This window comes from Acinetobacter sp. YH12132 (assembly GCF_013418645.1).
Lineage (GTDB): Bacteria > Pseudomonadota > Gammaproteobacteria > Pseudomonadales > Moraxellaceae > Acinetobacter > Acinetobacter indicus.
The window spans coordinates 65,912-84,646 of sequence record NZ_VPBR01000006.1 but is presented as its reverse complement, the minus strand read 5'-3'; the positions used below and the strand labels follow the sequence as shown (position 1 = coordinate 84,646).

The window sequence follows — 18,735 nt, the reverse complement described above, 5'->3', positions numbered from 1 at the left end:
TTCCTCCCAAGGCTTGCCTGTCAAAACTGAACAGCTGAAGCGAAAAACGTGCCATTTCATGCTTAGCCTGGGTCGCATGGCCAGAAGTTGGCACAGGCTGTGCTTCTATCCGCACTAATAGGCCTGCTGTACAAGCCAAATCTGGCGCCACTGCCTGATTTCGATGCACGGACGTGCCTGCTGTGAATGAACAATAAATGGAAGAGAATTATGGCCACTTTAATTGCACCAACATTTGACCTACCGCCCCAGCTTCAAACACTAACCAACCTGGCAGATACCCGTATTGGTGCAAAAGTTATTGAATGTTCAGATGATTTTTTTGCCGATGCGCAGCGTATGCTGCAATTTGCAGCACCAGTATTTGTGGAAGATAAATTTGATGATCATGGCAAATGGATGGACGGCTGGGAAACCCGCCGCAAGCGCCATGCCGGTTATGACTGGGCCATTGTCCAGTTAGGTGTGGCTGGCAAAATTCAGGCGCTGGATATTGATACCACCTTTTTTAGCGGTAACTATCCCGCTTCAGCCAGTGTCGAAGCCTGCTATGCGCCGCAAGGTAATCTGGAGCAGGCCGAATGGCAGCCGCTTTTAGCCAACAGTATTTTGGGACCCAGCCAGCATCATCTGTTTGAAGTCAGCTCTGATGCGGTCTATACCCATGTGCGTCTGAATATTTTCCCTGATGGCGGTGTGGCACGTTTTCGCGTATATGGCGAGGTGAAAATTCAGACCACAGATCATCAGGGTACACTGGATTTACTGGCGCTTGAAAACGGCGGCCGGGTAATTGCCTATAGCGATGCCCACTTTGGCCATCCACAGAACCTGATTAATCCGGGTCGTGGCATCAATATGGGCGATGGCTGGGAAACCAAACGCCGCCGCGCACCCGGCTTTGACTGGTGTATTCTGGCTTTGGGACAGGCCGGCCAGATTGAAAAAATTGATATCGACACTGCCCATTTCAAGGGCAACTACCCGGCAGAAGTGTCGATTCAGGCGGTGTACATTGAAGATGCCACCGATCCGCAACTGATTCCACAAAGCATGTTCTGGCCATTTTTACTGGAGGCGCAGCCCATGCAGATGGACCATGTGCATTCCTTTATCGAGCAGATTTTAAAGCACGATAAAATCTCGCATATCCGAGTCAATATGATTCCCGACGGCGGTATCAGCCGGATTCGCCTCTGGGGCACACTGGTGGACTAACGCACCAGCGTCGCTGTTGGCCCACTCCACAGGCTGACAGCGACCTCCATCTCTACCAGTTGATGATGACCATAAAAATACCCGCCCTGGAACTCTCAAACAACATGAAAAATACCATTCAGATTCAAGCATTGACCCTGGACAATTTTGCCCCTTTTGGTGAAGTGATTAGCTGTCAGGGACATGACTATTTTCATATTAACCATGCCCAAACCGAGCGTTATCATGCGCTGGCCATGACGGAAATTTTTGGTGAAGGACAAGCAGGCATCAGTATTTTCCGCAATATCCAGAGTACCCAAATACCGTTTCAGGTAGCAATGCTGGAGCGCCATCCTCAAGGGTCGCAGGCTTTTATTCCGATGCAGGGGCAAGCGTTTTTGGTGGTGGTGGCACCGGGTTTAAATGCAGATGAGCCGGACATCAGCCAGCTTCAAGCATTTATTAGCGATGGTTCACAAGGCGTGAATTACCGCGCCGGGACCTGGCATCATCCCCTGCTGACGCTGGAGGCACCTAGCGATTTTGCCGTGATTGACCGGATTGGCTCTGGTCCCAACTGCGATGTGTATGAATTCAACTCACCCATCCAGATTGTTTCTACCCAGATTTAATTCTCCATTTGGTTTGACATCCTCACCCACCTGAAAGGAGGGTGATTCCTACTGCTAGACGCTTATGCCCAAGCGCAAGTATGTTCTTGGCGGAGTTTAAATCGCGTTGATTTACACTTCCGCATTCACATTCCCATACTCTTATTCGCAAATCTATCTTTCGGACTGCTTGCGGTGATTGCACCGCAGCTCGAACAGGTTTGGGTTGTGAATCTCTCGTTGACTTCCTCAAACATGACCCCTGCGTTCTCGCATTTATACTTGAGCATGGTTTTGAGTGCTGAAAATCCTGTATCTAAAACAGATTTCGCCATTTTAGTTTTTACAAGTTTGCTCGCACTTAGATCACCAACGACAATCAGTGCATTGTCTTTCACCAGCTGGGTGCTAGCCTTGTGCAAATGGTCTTTACGACAGTTTGCAATCTTGGCGTGTAATGCACGGACACGCTTTTTATTTCTCGCTCTCTGAGCAATCCCTAATTTCTGTTCATATTGATGGTAGAACTTGGGATTGGAAATGATCGTACCATCTGAACAAGTAGCAATATCTTTTAAGCCTAGATCAATACCCACGGCTTTTGTGGCGGTAGGTTTGTCTTGTTTGGGTGAATCAACCACTAAGCAGACATACCAACGTCCACGACTATCCTCTACAAATGAGCCTGTTTGAATGCTGTATTTCGATAGTCCGTAACTATCCCATAGCTTGAATTGATGCTTGCCATACTGAACGTATCCATCGGCATATTTAATAGCGACCTTTTTAAAGGGTATCCAACCTAGTGATCTTCTTGCTGATTTCTTATTACTGACACGCCATCTCAATTTTAATTTTTTGAACTGTTTTCTGCGAGTGACCAATTCTTCTGTTACAGCCTGAATGGTTTGGCTATGAAGACTACATTCCTTTGATGCGCCTTTCGTGTATTTAGCAATATCGTATGCTGAAAAGAATTGTTGTTTGCGCTGTAGGTGTTTGAAACACAAATCATTGACATAGTTCCAGACAAAATTAACTTCAGATGCCAATTGGTCTAGCACCTTTGTGTGACTGTTTTTTATGCGTAATTTAAGTGTTTTCATGGGCTTATATTAGCTCATATTAGGCTTAATATATTGTTTTTTAGCAATTAAACGACATTTCATGTCGTGTCGCTTATATCTCTGACTGAAAGACAGAGGTTTACGCTCCATTTGATAAAAAATAAGCCGGCTTGCCCTTTACAAGCCCAGTATGTGCATGTTTTAGTCAGTACTCTGCCAGTCCGTTGAAATACGCATGTCTAAAGCCGACCTGATGGTTCTGATCTTTTGTATCATTGCTGCCCTGTTACACGGGATCAGCGGCTTCGGCTTTCCTATGGTCAGTACCGCGGCCATCTCCACCTTGTATCCGCTGTCGACCACGGTAGCCTTTGTACTATTACCCTGCCTGATCCTGAATCTGTTTTTACTCAATAGCGACCCCGAACGCAGCTTTCTTCAGGCGCTGCGCTATTATTCCGGTCAATATTGGGGCCTGATTATCAGCAGTCTGATCGGAAGTGTATTCGGTGTGCAGTTACTGCTACATCTAAATGATGGCTATCTCAAACTGCTGATGGGGCTGTTTATTTTATGGTATGTGCTGGATCAGTTTCGCAGCCAGCCCCTGCGCATTCAGGCCAGTCTGAAAAACATGCTGCTGTTTGGTCTGCTGGCCGGTGTGATCGGCGGAGCCACCAATGCCATGGCACCCTTTCTGATGATGTACCTGCTGAGTACCGAACACAGCAAAACCGAAATTGTGCTGATCAGCAACTTGAATTTTGCGGTCAGTAAACTGATTCAGCTGCTGCTGCTTTACCCGGTGATGCTGCAATTTAAATCTGAACAATGGTCCTTACTGGGCTTATTAACCGTGGTATCGCTGCTCGGGGTCTGGGCGGGCGGCCAGTTACGTGCCCATATTTCCCAGCAGAAATTTCGCTGGCTGATTCTCAGCTTACTGGCCGTGCTCGGCGGCTCAGCCCTGTGGCAAGCTGTGCAACTCCTCAGTCAGAACCCGCATTTTTTTGTGGTTTAATCTTCACTTAGCTGCAAAATAATCAATTTATACTTTGCCTCCCTGCTTGAAAAATATTAAATAATAGGCCGATTACTCTAATTCCTATAAATCTATAAAAGGATCGTATATGAATACAGATACGTTAAAACCACCGGTCGAGGCCGCGCCGAAAGGCATTGTCAAAGGCTGGATTATTATTGTCATTGCCGCCCTGCTTTCTTGGGGCTTTTACCATATTTTGCCCTATGATGATTATGCCAATAAAGGCCTGAGCCTGCTGCTGTTTATCGGGATTTTATGGCTGACTGAAGCGGTGCATATCACCATTACCGCGCTGCTGGTGCCGGTGCTGGCCGTAGCGCTTGGCATGCCGATTGAAAATGCCAGCAAAGAACTGGTACCGATGACCACCACGCAGGCGCTGCGGACTTTTGCTGACCCGGTCATTTTCCTGTTCTTTGGTGGTTTTGCCTTGGCCACTGCCCTACATATCCAGAAACTGGACCGTAAAATTGCGATGTGGATTATTTCCATGTCTGGCGGGCATTTGGGGATTTCAGTGCTGGCCATTTTTGCCGTCACAGCTGCACTGTCGATGTGGATTTCCAATACCGCCACCGCAGCGATGATGCTCCCGCTGGCTTTGGGTCTGCTGTCGCACCTAGATTCAACCAAAGAGCGCTCTACCTTCGTCTTTATTCTTCTCGGGATTGCCTATTCGGCCAGTATTGGCGGCCTGGGAACGCTGGTCGGTTCACCACCGAATGCGATTGCTGCCAAAGCACTGGACTATGACTTCGCCGACTGGATGAAAATCGGTTTGCCGATGATGCTGATTTTACTGCCAGCCATGTTAATCAGTTTATATCTGGTGTTGCGTCCGAAACTGAACCAGAAAATTCATTTTGAAACTGAAGTGATTCCATGGAACCGGACCCGTATCGCGACCATGATTCTGTTTATCTGTACCGCAATTGCCTGGATTTTTGGCAAAAAACTCAGCGAGAACTTTGGTATTTCATCTCCGGATACCTGGACTGCACTGGTCGCCGCCTGTCTGGTGGTGATTTTAGGTACAGCCACTTGGAAACAGGTTTCTGAAAACACCGACTGGGGGGTGTTACTGCTGTTTGGTGGTGGTTTAACCTTAAGTGCGATGTTAAAAGATTCAGGTGCATCGCTGGTACTGGGTCAAACCGTTGCAGATGTATTTGGTACGGCATCACCGCTGGTGATTATTTTTGTGGTGACCATTTTCATTATTTTCCTGACTGAATTTACCAGTAACACCGCTTCTGCTGCACTGTTGGTACCGGTCTTTGCCGCCATTGCCGACCAGATGGGTATGCCAAAAGAAATTCTGGTGATTATTATTGGTATTGGTGCATCGTGTGCCTTTATGTTGCCTGTAGCAACACCGCCAAATGCAATTGTGTTTGGGTCCGGTCATATCAGACAGCGTGAAATGATGAGTGTGGGGATGGTGTTAAACATCCTGTGTACCTTCATTATTGCGCTGTTCGTGTACTGGTTCTTTAGCTAAACGCTCAGCATCCATCTAAAAGAGCACTGATTTCAGTGCTCTTTTTTTGTTTAAATTTTACCTATACTTAGACTATGATCTAAGCCATCAATAAGAATGACACGGGGATTTTTATGGCCAAGTTTTTAAACACCAGTGCAACCAACTTTTTTCTAGAAGAACTGATTAAGAATGCCAAAGAGCGTTTAATTCTGATTAGCCCCTATTTACGACTTAATGACCGGATTAAAGAATTACTCGAAGATAAAGATCGGCTCAAAATTGACATCCGTATTGTGTATGGCAAAAGCGATCTGCATCCAGAGGAAATCAAATGGTTGCAAAAACTGGATTATGTCCGCTTAAGCTTCTGCAAGAACCTGCATGCAAAATGCTATCTGAATGAATCGGAATGTATTATTTCCAGCCTGAATTTATATGAATTCAGCCAGATTAATAACAATGAAATGGGAATTCTGGTTCGCAAATACGAAGATGATGAAGTATTTAAAGATGCCTATGAAGAAGCGCAGCGCATTATTCGGATTAGTGATGAAGTCCGCATTAGCCTCGATGAAGTGAAAGCAGATGCTGTGGTGGCCGAAGCAGAGCGTGGCGAAGAAAGCTCGACACTGACCAAACTCACCACTTCCAAACTGGCTGCAAAACATAAGCTGAAAACCGCAGATATACTGGAGAAATTAACCACAAAAGGCTTCCTGACCTTAAACGAAAATGGCAAACACTTTTTAACTGAACAGGGTAAAAGTAGTGGGGGTGAGTTCAGATCCAGTCAGTATGGTGGGTATTTTTTATGGAATGAAAATACGGAAATTGAATGACAATTTCCCTCTCCTTTTCGGAGACAGGGAGAGGTGAAATTAAAGCCTCCAAACCTCCCTTCTTGCGCTGCAAGATCAAGCCGTGCTGATCTCTTGCTCAGGGAGGCTTTGACTTGTTAAATCCCTCCAACCTCCCTTTGAGAGAGGGAAATTAAATCGCCACCAACTCCCGAATCCCTTTCTCCGGCATTTCCCTACCAGCACCTTGTGCAATCACCCGGCCACGGGCCATCACGGTATAGCCATCGGCCAGCTCTTCGGCAAAATCATAGAACTGCTCGACCAGCACAATTGCCATTTCTCCACCATCAGCCAGTTTACGAATCACCCGGCCAATATCTTTAATAATCGACGGCTGAATACCCTCGGTTGGCTCATCCAGAATTAATACCTTCGGTTCAGAAGCCAGCGCGCGGGCAATTGCCAATTGCTGCTGCTGACCACCGGATAAATCTCCGCCGCGGCGCTGCTTCATTTCATCCAGAATTGGAAAAATCTCGTACAGATGTTCCGGTACTTTTCGGGTTTTTGCGCCTTTAAATTTCGCCATCCCAATCAGGATATTTTCCTCAACTGTTAAGGTCGAAAAAATATCGCGGCCTTGTGGCACATAGGCCAAACCTTCACGCACGCGCTGCTCCGGACTAAGCCTGGAAATATCTTTGCCATCCAGCAGAATCTGCCCGGATTTAATGGGTAAAATGCCCATCAAACATTTCAGTAACGTGGTTTTGCCCACGCCGTTACGCCCCAGCACCACTGAACATGCGCCGACCGGAGCCTGAAACGATACATCGCGCAGGATATGACTGCCCCCATAAAACTGATTGACGTCTTTGACTTCTAGCATCGCGGTCTCCTTAACGTCCTAAATATTTTTCAATCACATCGTCATTGGCCTGAACTTCAGCCAATGTCCCCTCTGCCAGAATGGCACCCTGTGCCAGCACCGTGACTTTTTCACTGATGGTGTCAATAAAGCTCATGTCATGCTCGACCACAATCAAGGTATGATTTTTCTTCAGCTCCAGACACAGCTCTGCGGTGCGTTCAGTTTCGGCATCGGTCATACCGGCCACCGGTTCATCCAGCAAAATCAGCTTCGGGCGCTGCATCAGCAACATGCCAATTTCCAGCCACTGCTTCTGACCATGCGACAGCAATCCGGCCGGTTTATGCACCAATTCCTGTAAGCGGATTTGTGCTAGCGATTCTTCCAGTGCCTGTTGGGCATCGGGATCGAGCTTGCTAAACAGGCTTTTTTTCACCCGTTTATCTTTCGGGGCGGCAAGCAGCAGGTTTTCTATGACAGTAAAATTTTCAAATACTGTGGGTTTCTGGAACTTGCGTCCAATTCCGGCCTCGGCAATCTGTTCAGTGCTCATCTTGGCTAGATCATAGGTCTGGCCAAAAAAGGCACTGCCTTCCGTTGGACGAGTTTTACCGGTAATCACATCCATTAACGTGGTTTTACCGGCACCATTGGGTCCAATGATGCAACGTAATTCCCCTTCTTCGATATACAAAGACAAGTCGTTTAAGGCACGAAAGGCATCAAACCAGACACTGACTTTTTCCAAATACAGTGCAATACCGTGGCTAAAATCTGCGCCCTGTTCCTTGGGGCGGCCATAACCTTCAGCAGCATGGCCACCATGAGCTTGCAACAGTTCACTCATTCGCTCCGCTCCTTTTTAAAACGGTCAAACAGACCAATAATCCCTTTCGGCAGGAAGATGGTCACCACAATAAACAGCGCCCCTAAAATCAGTAACCACGCCTCTGGGGAAGCAGCGGTGAAATAGGTTTTGGCCGCGTTAATCACACCCGCGCCGAGTAAAGGCCCAATTAAGGTGCCGCGACCACCCGCCGCGACCCAGACCGCCATTTCAATCGAGTTGACCGGGTTCATTTCACTCGGGTTGATGATGCCGGCTTGCGGCACATATAGCGCCCCGGCAATACCCGCGATCACCGCAGACAGTACCCAGGCCGACAGCTTGTACCACAGCGTGCGATAGCCCAGATATTGCAGACGGTTTTCACTGTCACGAATTGCACCCAGCACACGGCCATAAGGCTGATTCATCAGATGACGCAGCCCGATAAAGCACAGCAACAGCACCAGCGCGGTGATAAAACACAGGCTGGCCCGCATCGGTGCCGAGGTAATATCCATGCCCAAAATAGTTTTAAAGCCGGTAAAACCATTGTTGCCGCCGAAACCGGTTTCATTACGGAAAAACAGTAGTGCGGCAGCAAAGGTCATGGCCTGGGTGATAATCGAGAAATACACGCCCTTGATTTTGGAGCGAAAAGCAAAGAAGCCAAACACAAAGGCAATGATGCCCGGCACTAAAACAACAAGTGCAAGCGACCAGAGGAAATGTTCCGTACCAACCCAGAACCACGGCAACTCGGTCCAGCTTAAGAAACGCATAAAGTCTGGCAGCCCATCACCCGCGGATTGGCGCATCAGGTACATGCCAAACGCATAACCGCCCAGAGCAAAGTACAGGCCATGACCCAAACTTAAAATACCGGCATAGCCCCAGACCAGATCCAAGGCCAAAGCCACCAGTGCCAGACACATGATTTTGCCAATCAGGGTGACCCAATAAGCCGACAGATGCAGTGCCGAATCACTCGGCAACAGATGCAGCCACGGCAACAGCAGTAAAATCGCAAAACAGGCAGCAATGGCTGCTCCACTATAGGGTTTATCGGAAAGTAAATGTGTGATCTTCATGCGCTTACTCCACAAAACGGCCTTTGATGGCAAACAGACCTTGTGGGCGTTTTTGAATAAACAAAATCACAAGAACCAGAAGAATAATTTTGGCCAGTACTGCACCCATGCCAATTTCCAGCGCAGTCCCGCTAATACCCAGACCCAGTGCTGCCAGTACCGCACCCCAGACCTGACCAACCCCGCCAACTACCACCACCAGGAAGGCATCAATAATGTAGTTCTGCCCCAAATCCGGGCCGACATTTCCGACCTGCGCCAAGGCACAACCGGCTAGTCCAGCCAGACCAGAACCCAGACCAAAAGCCATCATGTCGATGCGGCTGGAACGAATTCCGACGGCACGTGCCATCTGACGGTTTTGGGTTACAGCCCGCACAAACAGACCAAAACGGGTTTTATTGAGTAAATAGACCAGTAACAACAGCACGGCGATGGTAAAGACAATAATTGCGATACGGTTATACGGCAGCATCAGGCTTGGGCTAATGGAAATGCCGCCAGACAGCCAGGCAATATTGGACACCTCCACGTTTTGTGCGCCAAAGATCATCCGCACCAATTGCATTAAAATCAGACTCACCCCAAAGGTGGCCAACAGAGTTTCCAGCTGACGGCCATAGAGCGGACGAATTACCGTGCGTTCAATCAGCATGCCAATTAAAGCGCTGACCAGAAAGGCTGCCGGAATCGCCACGATCAGGTACCAGTCCAGATAACTGCCAAAATGGCTTTTAAACAGGCTTTGCACCACATAGGTGGTATAAGCGCCAATCATGATCAGCTCGCCATGCGCCATATTGATGACTCCGAGCAGACCATAGGTGATGGCCAGTCCTAACGCCGCCAGCAGCAAAATACTGGCGGTACTGAGCCCGGAAAATAGATGGCCGGCCCATTCACTGGCCTGTAAGCGGGTCTGAATGGCGCTTTTGGCCTCCAGCAACACGGCTTTCAGTTCCAGATTCAGATTCGGCTGTTGCAACTCCTGCTCCACCATGGCCAGTACATCGGGACGGTTGGAATCGGCCAGTACCTGGGCGGCCTGAATTTTCACCAGCACATCTGGCTGCTGATAATCCAGCCGTGCTTTGAGCTGGGCCAGACGCGCCTTCACCTTATTATTCCGTTCCTGTAAATACAGGCGATTGATCTGCGCCAGCTGTAATTCAGACAGATTGCTTTCATAAATATCGACAGCTTCAAGGCGCTCAGCCGCATCTTCTGACTGCATTTTTGAATGCGCCAGCGCAAAGGTCAGCGCTTTCTGCAAGGTATTCACCAGCGTGACCTGCGCCAGATCACTTGGCCAGTCGCTAACCGGCTCCAGTGCCGGATAATGCAGTAAACGCTCATCCGATTCCAGAATATAGGTTTGACCATTGGCGCCGCTATAGAGCTGCTGCTGTTCAACATATTGTGCAAGCTGATCCAGCTGTTCGAGGCTGCCGGGCCACTGGTTCAGTAAGGCACGGCGGCTGGCGAAATCACCTTGCACAAATTGCTGGATGGCATCGGCCTGTGTCACAGCAACGGCTGTCTGTGTTTGCGGCTGTTCGGCCTGAGCCAGCTGTATCGATAAAACTTGGGCAAAAATCAGAAAAATAGCGGCGATATTCACGCGAATATTCATTTTATATCCCCCTATTGTGTGTCCTCTTTTTTATAAGAAGGCAGAGAAATCAAAAAAAACCTGCTGCCGAAGCAGCAGGCGTGATGTCAAACTTACTTCGGAAGATAAGGACTCCAAGGTTCTGCCTGCAGGGTTTGCGGGGTTTTATAGACAATATCAAACTGGCCATCGGCACGGATTTGCCCGATCATGACCGGCTTATGCAAGTGATGGTTTAACGTATCCATTTTTAAGGTATAACCAGAGGGTGCTTTAAATTCCTGACCAGCCATGGCTGCACGGACTTGATCCACCTCGGTAGTGCCGGCTTTTTCTACCGCCTGCTTCCACATATTGATGCCGACATAGGTCGCTTCCATCGGGTCATTGGTCACCAGCTTGTTGGCATTTGGCAGTTTATAATCGACTGCGTACTGCTTCATTTTGTTGGTGAACTCGGTATTGACCGGATTTTTTACCGACATAAAGTAGTTCCACGATGCCAAGTGGCCGACCAGTGGCTTGGTATCAATACCGCGTAATTCTTCTTCACCCACCGAGAACGCCATCACCGGAATATCAGAAGCTTTGATGCCCTGATTGCCCAGTTCACGGTAGAACGGCACATTGGAATCGCCATTGATGGTGGAAATGACCGCAGTCTTTTTCCCGGCCGAGAATTTTTTAATATTGCTGACAATGGTCTGATAGTTACTGTGCCCAAACGGGGTGTACTCTTCCATAATGTCCGCATCAGCAATGCCTTTTGATTTCAGGAAAGCACGCAGAATCTGGTTGGTGGTCCGTGGATAGACATAATCCGTTCCCAGCAGCACAAAACGTTCAGCCTGACCGCCCTCTTCACTCATCAGATATTCCACTGCCGGAATCGCCTGCTGGTTAGGTGCTGCGCCGGTATAGAAAATATTTTTCGACTGTTCCTGACCCTCATATTGCACCGGATAGAACAGCAGACCATTCAGCTCTTCCACCACCGGCAGTACCGATTTACGTGATACTGAAGTCCACGCACCAAAAATGACCGCGACCTTATCCTGAGTAATCAGCTGGCGCGCCTGCTCTGCAAACAGTGGCCAGTCAGAGGCCGGATCAACCACCACCGGTTCCAGCTTTTTGCCCAGCACCCCGCCATTGGCATTAATTTCATTGATTGCCATTAGCGCGGTATCTTTCAGCGAGGTTTCTGAAATGGCCATGGTGCCGGACAAGGAATGCAGGATGCCGACTTTAATGGTTTCACCGGTGCTGGCCGCTGGCTGGGCTGTGCTGGCACTGTCGCTACTTTCGGTCGATTTTGAGCAGCCGCTGAGCACCACAACCCCGGCCATGCTGGCCACTAACATACTTTTTGAAAACAGATTGCGCTGGAACTTCATGAATTTCTCCACACTTATGCAGCACCTGAACACGGTGCCTGTTGTTCTATGACTGCAGCGGATAATTCAATTTCTATGCCAAACGCAAAAATGACAGGCAGATCTAGACGGGACAAGTAAGATTTAAATCATAAAAATTAGTTACTTATATTAATATAAAAAATGAAGCATAGCCCTTCAGCTACGCTGCACTGATCTGCACCACGCACATGCAAGCAAGGTGCGCTCTAGAGTTTTTAGAGATATTGAAGGCTAAGGAGGCGCAAAAGTGAACAAAAAAAGTGCAACCCTATCCAGCCGGATTGCCTCATTTTGGAGAAAAAATCAGCGATATAAAAAAACCTGCACCAAGACGGGCAGGTTTTCTAAAATGATGAAAGTTTTAAGGTTTTAAACCACCAGATCAGCCAGATTGCCTTTTTGCTCTAGCCACTGCTTCCGGTCTGCGGAGCGTTTTTTGGCCAGCAGTTTATCCAGCAAACCGGCAGTGACATGAATATCATCCAGATCCAGTTGCACCAGACGGCGTGTATCCGGGTCCATGGTGGTTTCACGCAGCTGGCTGGCGTTCATTTCACCCAAGCCTTTAAAGCGGGTGATTTGCGGATTTTTGCTTTTGCATTTATTTAAAATGCCGTTGAGCTCATCTTCATCCAGTGCGTAATGTACATCTTTATTGTCATCAATCCGGAATAATGGCGGCATGGCCACAAATAAATGCCCTTCTTCTACCAAAGCCGGGAAATGTTTGACAAAAAGCGCACAGAGCAAGGTGGCAATATGCAGACCATCGGAGTCGGCATCGGCCAGAATACAGATTTTGCCATAACGCAGTTCAGACAAGTCATCTGAACCCGGATCAACCCCAATCGCAATGGCAATATCATGCACTTCCTGAGAGCCCAGCACCTCATCAGAAGACACTTCCCAGGTATTTAAAATTTTACCGCGAATCGGCATGATGGCCTGGAAATTCTTGTCACGTGCCTGCTTGGCCGAACCGCCCGCAGAATCCCCTTCGACAATAAACAGTTCCGATTCTTCACGGGTCAGACCGACACAGTCGGCCAGCTTGCCTGGCAGAGCCGGACCCGACACAATCTTTTTACGCTCGACTTTTTTGGCTGCTTTTAAACGGCGACCGGCCTTGGAGATGGCCATTTCTGCCAGTTGCAGCGCTATATCTGAATTCTGATGCAGCCATAAGGCAAAGGCATCTTTGGCAATATTCTGCACAATTCCGGACGCTTCACGGCTCGACAGACGCTCTTTGGTCTGACCGGAGAATTGTGGCTCCTGGAATTTTAGCGACAGGATATAGTTCACTCCATCCCAGACATCTTCGGCCGAGAGTTTCAAGTTACGCGGCAACAGGTTACGCAGCTCACAGAACTCGCGCATGGCATCGGTGATACCGGAACGCAAACCATTGACATGGGTACCGCCCTGCGCGGTCGGAATCAGGTTGACGTAAGATTCCTGAATGCTTTCACCGCCTTCAACATTCCAGCAAATCGCAAACTCTGCGCTGGCGCGTTCTGCATTGCCTGAAGAGACAAAGGCCGGCGCCGGAATAATCTCGCGGTCTTCCAGTTCATCCATTAAATAATCGACCAGGCCATTTTCAAACTGCCAGGTGATTTTTTCATCATTAATCTGGTCGATATAATTGATTTGCAGGCCAGCCGCCAAAACCGCTTTGGCTTTTAAATTATGTTTTAAGGCTTTTAAGGCAAATTTTGGCGAATCGAAATATTTGGCTTCTGGCCAGAAACGCACCAGCGTGCCTGACGCACGTTTTGGTGCTTTGCCTTCCAGCACTTCTAGTGGTCCAGTGGCTTCGCCCTGCTCAAAAGCCATTTTGTAGAGATTGCCCTGACGCTGTACATCGACTTCTACCCGGGTCGACAAGGCATTCACCACAGAAATCCCGACCCCGTGCAAACCACCGGAAAACTGGTAGTTATCGGTACTGAACTTGCCGCCGGCATGCAGCTTGGTCAAAATAATTTCAATTCCGCTCTGGCCATATTCCGGGTGAATATCCACCGGCATCCCACGGCCATTGTCTTCTACTGCCAGCGAGCCATCTTTATACACGGTCACGCTAACTTTGGTGGCATGTCCGGCCAGTGCCTCATCGACAGCATTATCAATCACTTCCTGCGCCAAATGGTTCGGACGCGAGGTGTCGGTATACATACCCGGACGGCGACGAACCGGATCGAGACCAGATAAAACTTCAAGAGATTGAGCCGTATATTGAGACACGTTGTACTGTTTCCTTATTTTAGGGAATCCGATAAAAACTGCAGCAGCATAGGTATTTTTAGCGCAAAGTTGTCCATCCCATGATTGCCGCGGGTTTCGGTCATGATCAGAGAGCTATGCTGGGCCTGGCTATAATAACGCTGTGCGTCACGATAATCCAAAACTTCATCGCCTTGCTGCAATAACACTAAAATTTTGTCTGCCTTTTCAACAAAAGGCACTGCCATCTGTTCCAGTTGCTGTAAATGTAGCCGCTCCAGCGTCCAGTGTTCATGCACTTTCAGCGGAATTTGTGCATCGCCAAACAGTTCCTGAAACAACTGCCATGGTCGCATAGCCGGATTAATCAGCACAGCCGGAACCGCATAGCGTGCGACCAGTTGTGTCGCATAGAAGCCGCCCAGACTGCTGCCGACCAGCGCTACTTGGTCCAGCTGCTCAATCAGTGCAGATAAGCGCTGCATCACCTCGCGTGGCGGCGCATTCAGATCGGGCAGATGTACCTGAATGTCACTCCGCTGTGCCAGCGCTTGCCGCAACAGCTGGCCTTTGGCAGAAAAGGGATTGCTCCTGAAACCATGCAAATAAATTAAATTCATTGTGCTAATCGGATGTTATCCATGTTCATTGTTGTATTTACTTTTTTGAGACTTTGATCACATTCATGTTTTAATTTGTATGTCACAAATAATTGTTAGACAAAAAAATTAAAACTGGGGCGTCATCCTGGCTATTGTAAAAGTTGTTCGGGATGAATGATATAAAATTAAGCTTAGAAATTTATACCGTGAAGCCAACGAAAAAGAAAGTAGCCGCGACACTATTGTTAGGGGGCAGTAGCACATGCCAAGTTTAACGCCATTGCATGAAACTTATTGTAAATGGGACACCACACCGCCCAGCCAGGCCGATTTACTGGAAGGTCTGGCGCAGCTGTTAAGTATGCCGGTGCATCAGGTGGTCAAAGAGCTGGTGCAGACCATTCAGCGTGAGGTCTTGCTGAGCCTGTTTGGCATGAGTGAACAGCACTCCCGAAAATTCCAGAATATGTCGCCCATTCGCAAGCTGTACAGCCTGTCCTTTGATACGCTGCAAAACTATAGCAACTACCTGCTGGCGCCCAGCCTGCGTCAGGTGATTGACCGTTTTCCACGTTTACATGACAAGCCGCTGACACCGTATATGCATGTGCTGGTTGGTATTTTAAATGGTGTACTGGGTGATTATTTGCTGAATCAGCAAAATCCGCTGGCATTGCCAATGACCATTTATGACCACTACGGCAGTGTGCAAAAAGGCGAGCTGACCGGACAGGTGATTCTGTTTGTGCATGGCCTGTGTATGAACCATCTGGACTGGTCACATCAGCAATATGGTGGTATTGGCGAAAAACTGCTGGCACAGCGCCAGCGCAACACCATGCTGTATTTAAATTACAATACCGGACGGCGTATTTCCGCCAATGGTCATAGTCTGGCCAATACCCTGGAAGATCTGATTCAGCGCAATCCGAATATCACCAGCATCAGCCTGATTGGACATAGCATGGGCGGGCTGGTGTCACGCAGTGCCCTGTTTTATGGCAAACAGGATTTGCATGAGTGGATTCACATGGTCGATAACCTGGTCTGTCTGGGTTCGCCGCATCATGGTGCAGCGCTGGAGCGTTTCGGCTTTCACTTACAGGATAAACTGGGGCGTTTCCCGTTTATGAAAATTGTCGGGCATGTGGTGAATATCCGCAGTAACGGCATTCTGGATTTACGTTATGGCAGCGTGCGCGATGATGACTGGGAACACAATGAAGCGCGAATTGGTGAAATTGATGATAACCGTAAACCGGCGCCCTTCCCGTCCCATATTAATGCCTTTTTGGTGGCCGGCACCATTGAATATGAAAACAAGCGCAACCGCACCCGCAAAGTAATTGGCGATTATCTGGTCAGTGTCAAAAGTGCGCTGGGTGAACATCCGAACCCGCGTTTTCAGCTCAAACTGCCGGAATCGCATAAGGCGGTGTTTTATGGTCTGAATCATATGGAAATTCAGTACCATTCCAGCGTCGCCGAGCAGATTGTGAAATGGTTTTATCCGGAAAATGATGACCGGGTCAATGAACAGGTGCGTGAATATATTGTCAATTTAGAGAGTATTGAAGGCATTGCCCTGACTTAAAATATTATGCGCTAAAATTAAAACAGGAGGGCCATGGCCCTCCTGTTTGTTATTGATCTGGAGACAATATTATTTCTTTTTTACCGGCTTGGTTTTGGCCGCAGTATAGGGATAGGTACGGATTAACTGCCAGATACTAATAATCGTTAGCACAATAAAGAACACTAAAGACCAGACCGGCAAGGATTGACCCAGAAAAGTCCAGTCAATCACTGCACATTCGCCAGACCCAGACAACACCTGTTGCAGTACGGCTTTCATTGGCAAGGCATCGACCAGATAATCCAGTCCCGGACCACAGCTTGGTACCTGATCTGGCGGCAGGTTTTGCAGCCAGACATGCCGCGCGGCAACACCGACCGACCATAAAATGCTTAAGCTGCCCAAAAAGGCATACAGCCGTTTAAACGCCCCCGAAAGCGGGTTGTGGAGCAGCGCGATCAGGGAAATGATCCCCAGACCAATCAGGCCGACACGCTGGAAAACACATAATGGACACGGCGCCAGACCTTGCACATGCTCAAGATACAGGGCGAAGGCCATCCCCACCACACTGGCACAAAACAAAACACCACTCACGAAGCGATAACTCCATTGCATGGTCAATCCTCTTTCTATTTTTATCGGTACTGAGTCAGGAACTGCTCAAAACTCAAGGTCTGTTCCTGCTCAAGTTGCTGTTGTTGTTGCAATGATTGCTGGGCCATTTCTTCAAAATAGGCCAGCGTTTCCGGGCTTAATACATGCGCCTGATAGACGTCGGCATGTTGCTGCGCCATATGGCTGCCAAAATTCCAGGTGCCGCCCTGATGTAAGGTATCTTCAATCACCTGCGCGGATAGCGTCGCATCGACTTCATCAATCCGGCCGAGCATGGTCGCCAGACCCTGACTATATAGCGTTGTGGCATAGGCCTGATCCAGCAGTTCAGCCAAAGGCTGCATGGCCTGAACATGACTACGGCTCCAGTCTTCAATTGGATAGGACTGGCCATCTGCCAAAATGGTGGCATTTGGCGCACGGCCACGATTCACGACTTCGGCCTGATTGCGCTCAATAATGTCCTGTTCATCATCCAATAACGCCGGACTGTCTTTCAGCAGACAGTACAGTGCCAGCACTTCCAGGAAGCCGGCGGTGTGTTCATCAATCCCGATCGGGCTATACGGATTGACATCGACCGCGCGTAATTCGACATAGCCAACACCCCGATTGGCCAGCGCCTGCGATGGCGTTTCACCCGCCTGCGGCACCTGTTTTGGACGCACCAGACTGTAGTATTCGTTTTCAATTTGCAGCACGTGATCATTGATCTGGATCGGCTCACCCTGTGCATCATTCAGGCCCAAACGGCTAAATGGCTGATACGGGGTTTTGACGGCTTTTTGCAGACCCTCTAAATAACCACTCAGGTTGTTATAGTGAATCCCGAGCTGTTTTTGCGCCGAATTCTGATAACCAAAACGGCCCATGCGCAAGGCGGTGGCATACGGCAGGAACAGCGTGCCGCGTACCAGTGGCAGCAAATGATGTTCACGGCCGGTCATAAAACACTGACACACCGATGGACTGGCACCGACCACCAGCATCACCAGTGGGGTCAGGCGAATAAAATTACGGATTAAACCGAAATAGCGATGGCTGCGATAATCCTGCAGGCTCAGATTTTTGAGTGCCTCATCGCTTTCTTGTTGTTGCAGCGCTTCAAATAAGGCATCCGGGAAAGACAGATTATAATGCACCCCGGAAATGGTCTGCATCCGGCGTCCATAGCGCACCCCCAAACCATGACGGTATAAGGTCTTGAAACGGCCAATATTGGAGCTGCCATATTGCGCCAGCGGAATGCGTTCTTCGGCATCATCCAGCATACACGGCATTGACAGCGGCCAGAGTTTTTCTTCATGTTCCAGCTGACGGTACACCACGGCATGAATATCGCTTAAATAATTCAGTGCGCCCGGAATACTGTCCTGCGGCGGAGTAATAAACTCCATTAATGCTTCGGAATAATCGGTGGTGATATGCGGATGAGTCAGTGCCGAACCCAAGCCCTTCGGATGGGCTGCCTGAGAGAGAAATCCATTGCTTTGCATACGCAGGCTTTCACGCTCAATACCGCGCAACATGCCGCGCAGTAGCGAAGAATCCACCCAAGTCGTTAAAGTATCTTGAGAGGTCGATTCGGGTTGACTCATTACAATCTCGCTTATCGCAAAAAACTACTAAAGAAAATCATCGGTTTATATCAGTATAACGCGATTTAGTGCCGGCACATTACATCCT

The 18,735-nt window shown here is 48.7% G+C and carries 15 protein-coding genes and 1 pseudogene; 6 read left to right on the top strand and 10 right to left on the bottom strand.

The window, feature by feature from the left end:
- The first annotated feature begins 210 nt into the window (after window positions 1-210).
- Window positions 211-1,218, top strand: coding sequence for an allantoicase (gene alc, locus FTU67_RS08590; RefSeq protein ID WP_104513177.1), 1,008 nt, complete (start codon window positions 211-213; stop codon window positions 1,216-1,218).
- A 104-nt stretch (window positions 1,219-1,322) separates the two neighbouring features.
- Window positions 1,323-1,832 carry an ureidoglycolate lyase gene (locus FTU67_RS08585; protein ID WP_180061630.1) on the top strand — a complete coding sequence of 170 codons (510 nt, stop codon included), beginning with the start codon at window positions 1,323-1,325 and terminating at the stop codon, window positions 1,830-1,832.
- Window positions 1,833-1,854: 22 nt separating this feature from the next.
- Here FTU67_RS08585 and FTU67_RS08580 read toward each other — a convergent pair.
- Window positions 1,855-2,917 (bottom strand): annotated as a pseudogene (locus FTU67_RS08580) (RNA-guided endonuclease InsQ/TnpB family protein).
- Window positions 2,918-3,113: 196 nt separating this feature from the next.
- Here FTU67_RS08580 and FTU67_RS08575 point away from each other — a divergent pair.
- The 3 genes from FTU67_RS08575 to FTU67_RS08565 all read left to right on the top strand — a co-directional run bounded on the left by FTU67_RS08575 (window position 3,114) and on the right by FTU67_RS08565 (window position 6,245).
- Window positions 3,114-3,899, top strand: coding sequence for a sulfite exporter TauE/SafE family protein (locus FTU67_RS08575; protein WP_016658721.1), 786 nt, complete (start codon window positions 3,114-3,116; stop codon window positions 3,897-3,899).
- 109 nt (window positions 3,900-4,008) lie between these two features.
- Complete coding sequence (locus FTU67_RS08570) at window positions 4,009-5,424, top strand: DASS family sodium-coupled anion symporter (protein WP_168384477.1); 1,416 nt, start codon at window positions 4,009-4,011, stop codon at window positions 5,422-5,424.
- A 113-nt stretch (window positions 5,425-5,537) separates the two neighbouring features.
- Window positions 5,538-6,245, top strand: a complete 708-nt coding sequence (locus tag FTU67_RS08565; protein WP_005180864.1) for a phospholipase D family protein — start codon at window positions 5,538-5,540, stop codon at window positions 6,243-6,245.
- Window positions 6,246-6,396: 151 nt separating this feature from the next.
- On the opposite strand, the gene urtE is transcribed toward FTU67_RS08565, so the two are convergent.
- The 7 genes from urtE to FTU67_RS08530 form a co-directional block, all read right to left on the bottom strand.
- On the bottom strand, window positions 6,397-7,095 hold the full coding sequence (gene urtE / locus FTU67_RS08560) for an urea ABC transporter ATP-binding subunit UrtE (RefSeq protein ID WP_127800277.1): 699 nt from the start codon (window positions 7,093-7,095) through the stop codon (window positions 6,397-6,399).
- A gap of 10 nt (window positions 7,096-7,105) precedes the next feature.
- A complete protein-coding gene (gene urtD / locus FTU67_RS08555; protein ID WP_104488240.1) occupies window positions 7,106-7,924 on the bottom strand; it encodes an urea ABC transporter ATP-binding protein UrtD in 819 nt (272 codons plus the stop codon).
- Complete coding sequence (gene urtC / locus FTU67_RS08550) at window positions 7,921-8,994, bottom strand: urea ABC transporter permease subunit UrtC (RefSeq protein ID WP_016658716.1); 1,074 nt, start codon at window positions 8,992-8,994, stop codon at window positions 7,921-7,923. Before urtC ends, urtD begins: the two co-directional genes overlap by 4 nt.
- Window positions 8,995-8,998: 4 nt before the next feature.
- Window positions 8,999-10,627, bottom strand: coding sequence for an urea ABC transporter permease subunit UrtB (gene urtB, locus FTU67_RS08545; RefSeq protein WP_168400039.1), 1,629 nt, complete (start codon window positions 10,625-10,627; stop codon window positions 8,999-9,001).
- 92 nt (window positions 10,628-10,719) lie between these two features.
- Window positions 10,720-12,003, bottom strand: coding sequence for an urea ABC transporter substrate-binding protein (gene urtA / locus FTU67_RS08540; RefSeq protein WP_180061629.1), 1,284 nt, complete (start codon window positions 12,001-12,003; stop codon window positions 10,720-10,722).
- Between the two features lie 390 nt (window positions 12,004-12,393).
- A complete protein-coding gene (gene parE / locus FTU67_RS08535; protein ID WP_005180875.1) occupies window positions 12,394-14,274 on the bottom strand; it encodes a DNA topoisomerase IV subunit B in 1,881 nt (626 codons plus the stop codon).
- Window positions 14,275-14,288: 14 nt separating this feature from the next.
- Window positions 14,289-14,873 (bottom strand): YqiA/YcfP family alpha/beta fold hydrolase, encoded by a 585-nt coding sequence (locus FTU67_RS08530; protein ID WP_075168205.1) that lies wholly within the window; start codon window positions 14,871-14,873, stop codon window positions 14,289-14,291.
- A 244-nt stretch (window positions 14,874-15,117) separates the two neighbouring features.
- On the opposite strand from FTU67_RS08530, the gene FTU67_RS08525 reads away from it, so the two are divergent.
- On the top strand, window positions 15,118-16,449 hold the full coding sequence (locus tag FTU67_RS08525) for a hypothetical protein (RefSeq protein WP_075168204.1): 1,332 nt from the start codon (window positions 15,118-15,120) through the stop codon (window positions 16,447-16,449).
- Window positions 16,450-16,518: 69 nt separating this feature from the next.
- Here FTU67_RS08525 and FTU67_RS08520 read toward each other — a convergent pair whose 3' ends face one another.
- Window positions 16,519-17,049, bottom strand: coding sequence for a disulfide bond formation protein B (locus FTU67_RS08520; RefSeq protein ID WP_168384474.1), 531 nt, complete (start codon window positions 17,047-17,049; stop codon window positions 16,519-16,521).
- A gap of 20 nt (window positions 17,050-17,069) precedes the next feature.
- Window positions 17,070-18,647, bottom strand: coding sequence for a glutamate--cysteine ligase (gene gshA / locus FTU67_RS08515; protein ID WP_180046856.1), 1,578 nt, complete (start codon window positions 18,645-18,647; stop codon window positions 17,070-17,072).
- Window positions 18,648-18,735 lie beyond the last annotated feature (88 nt).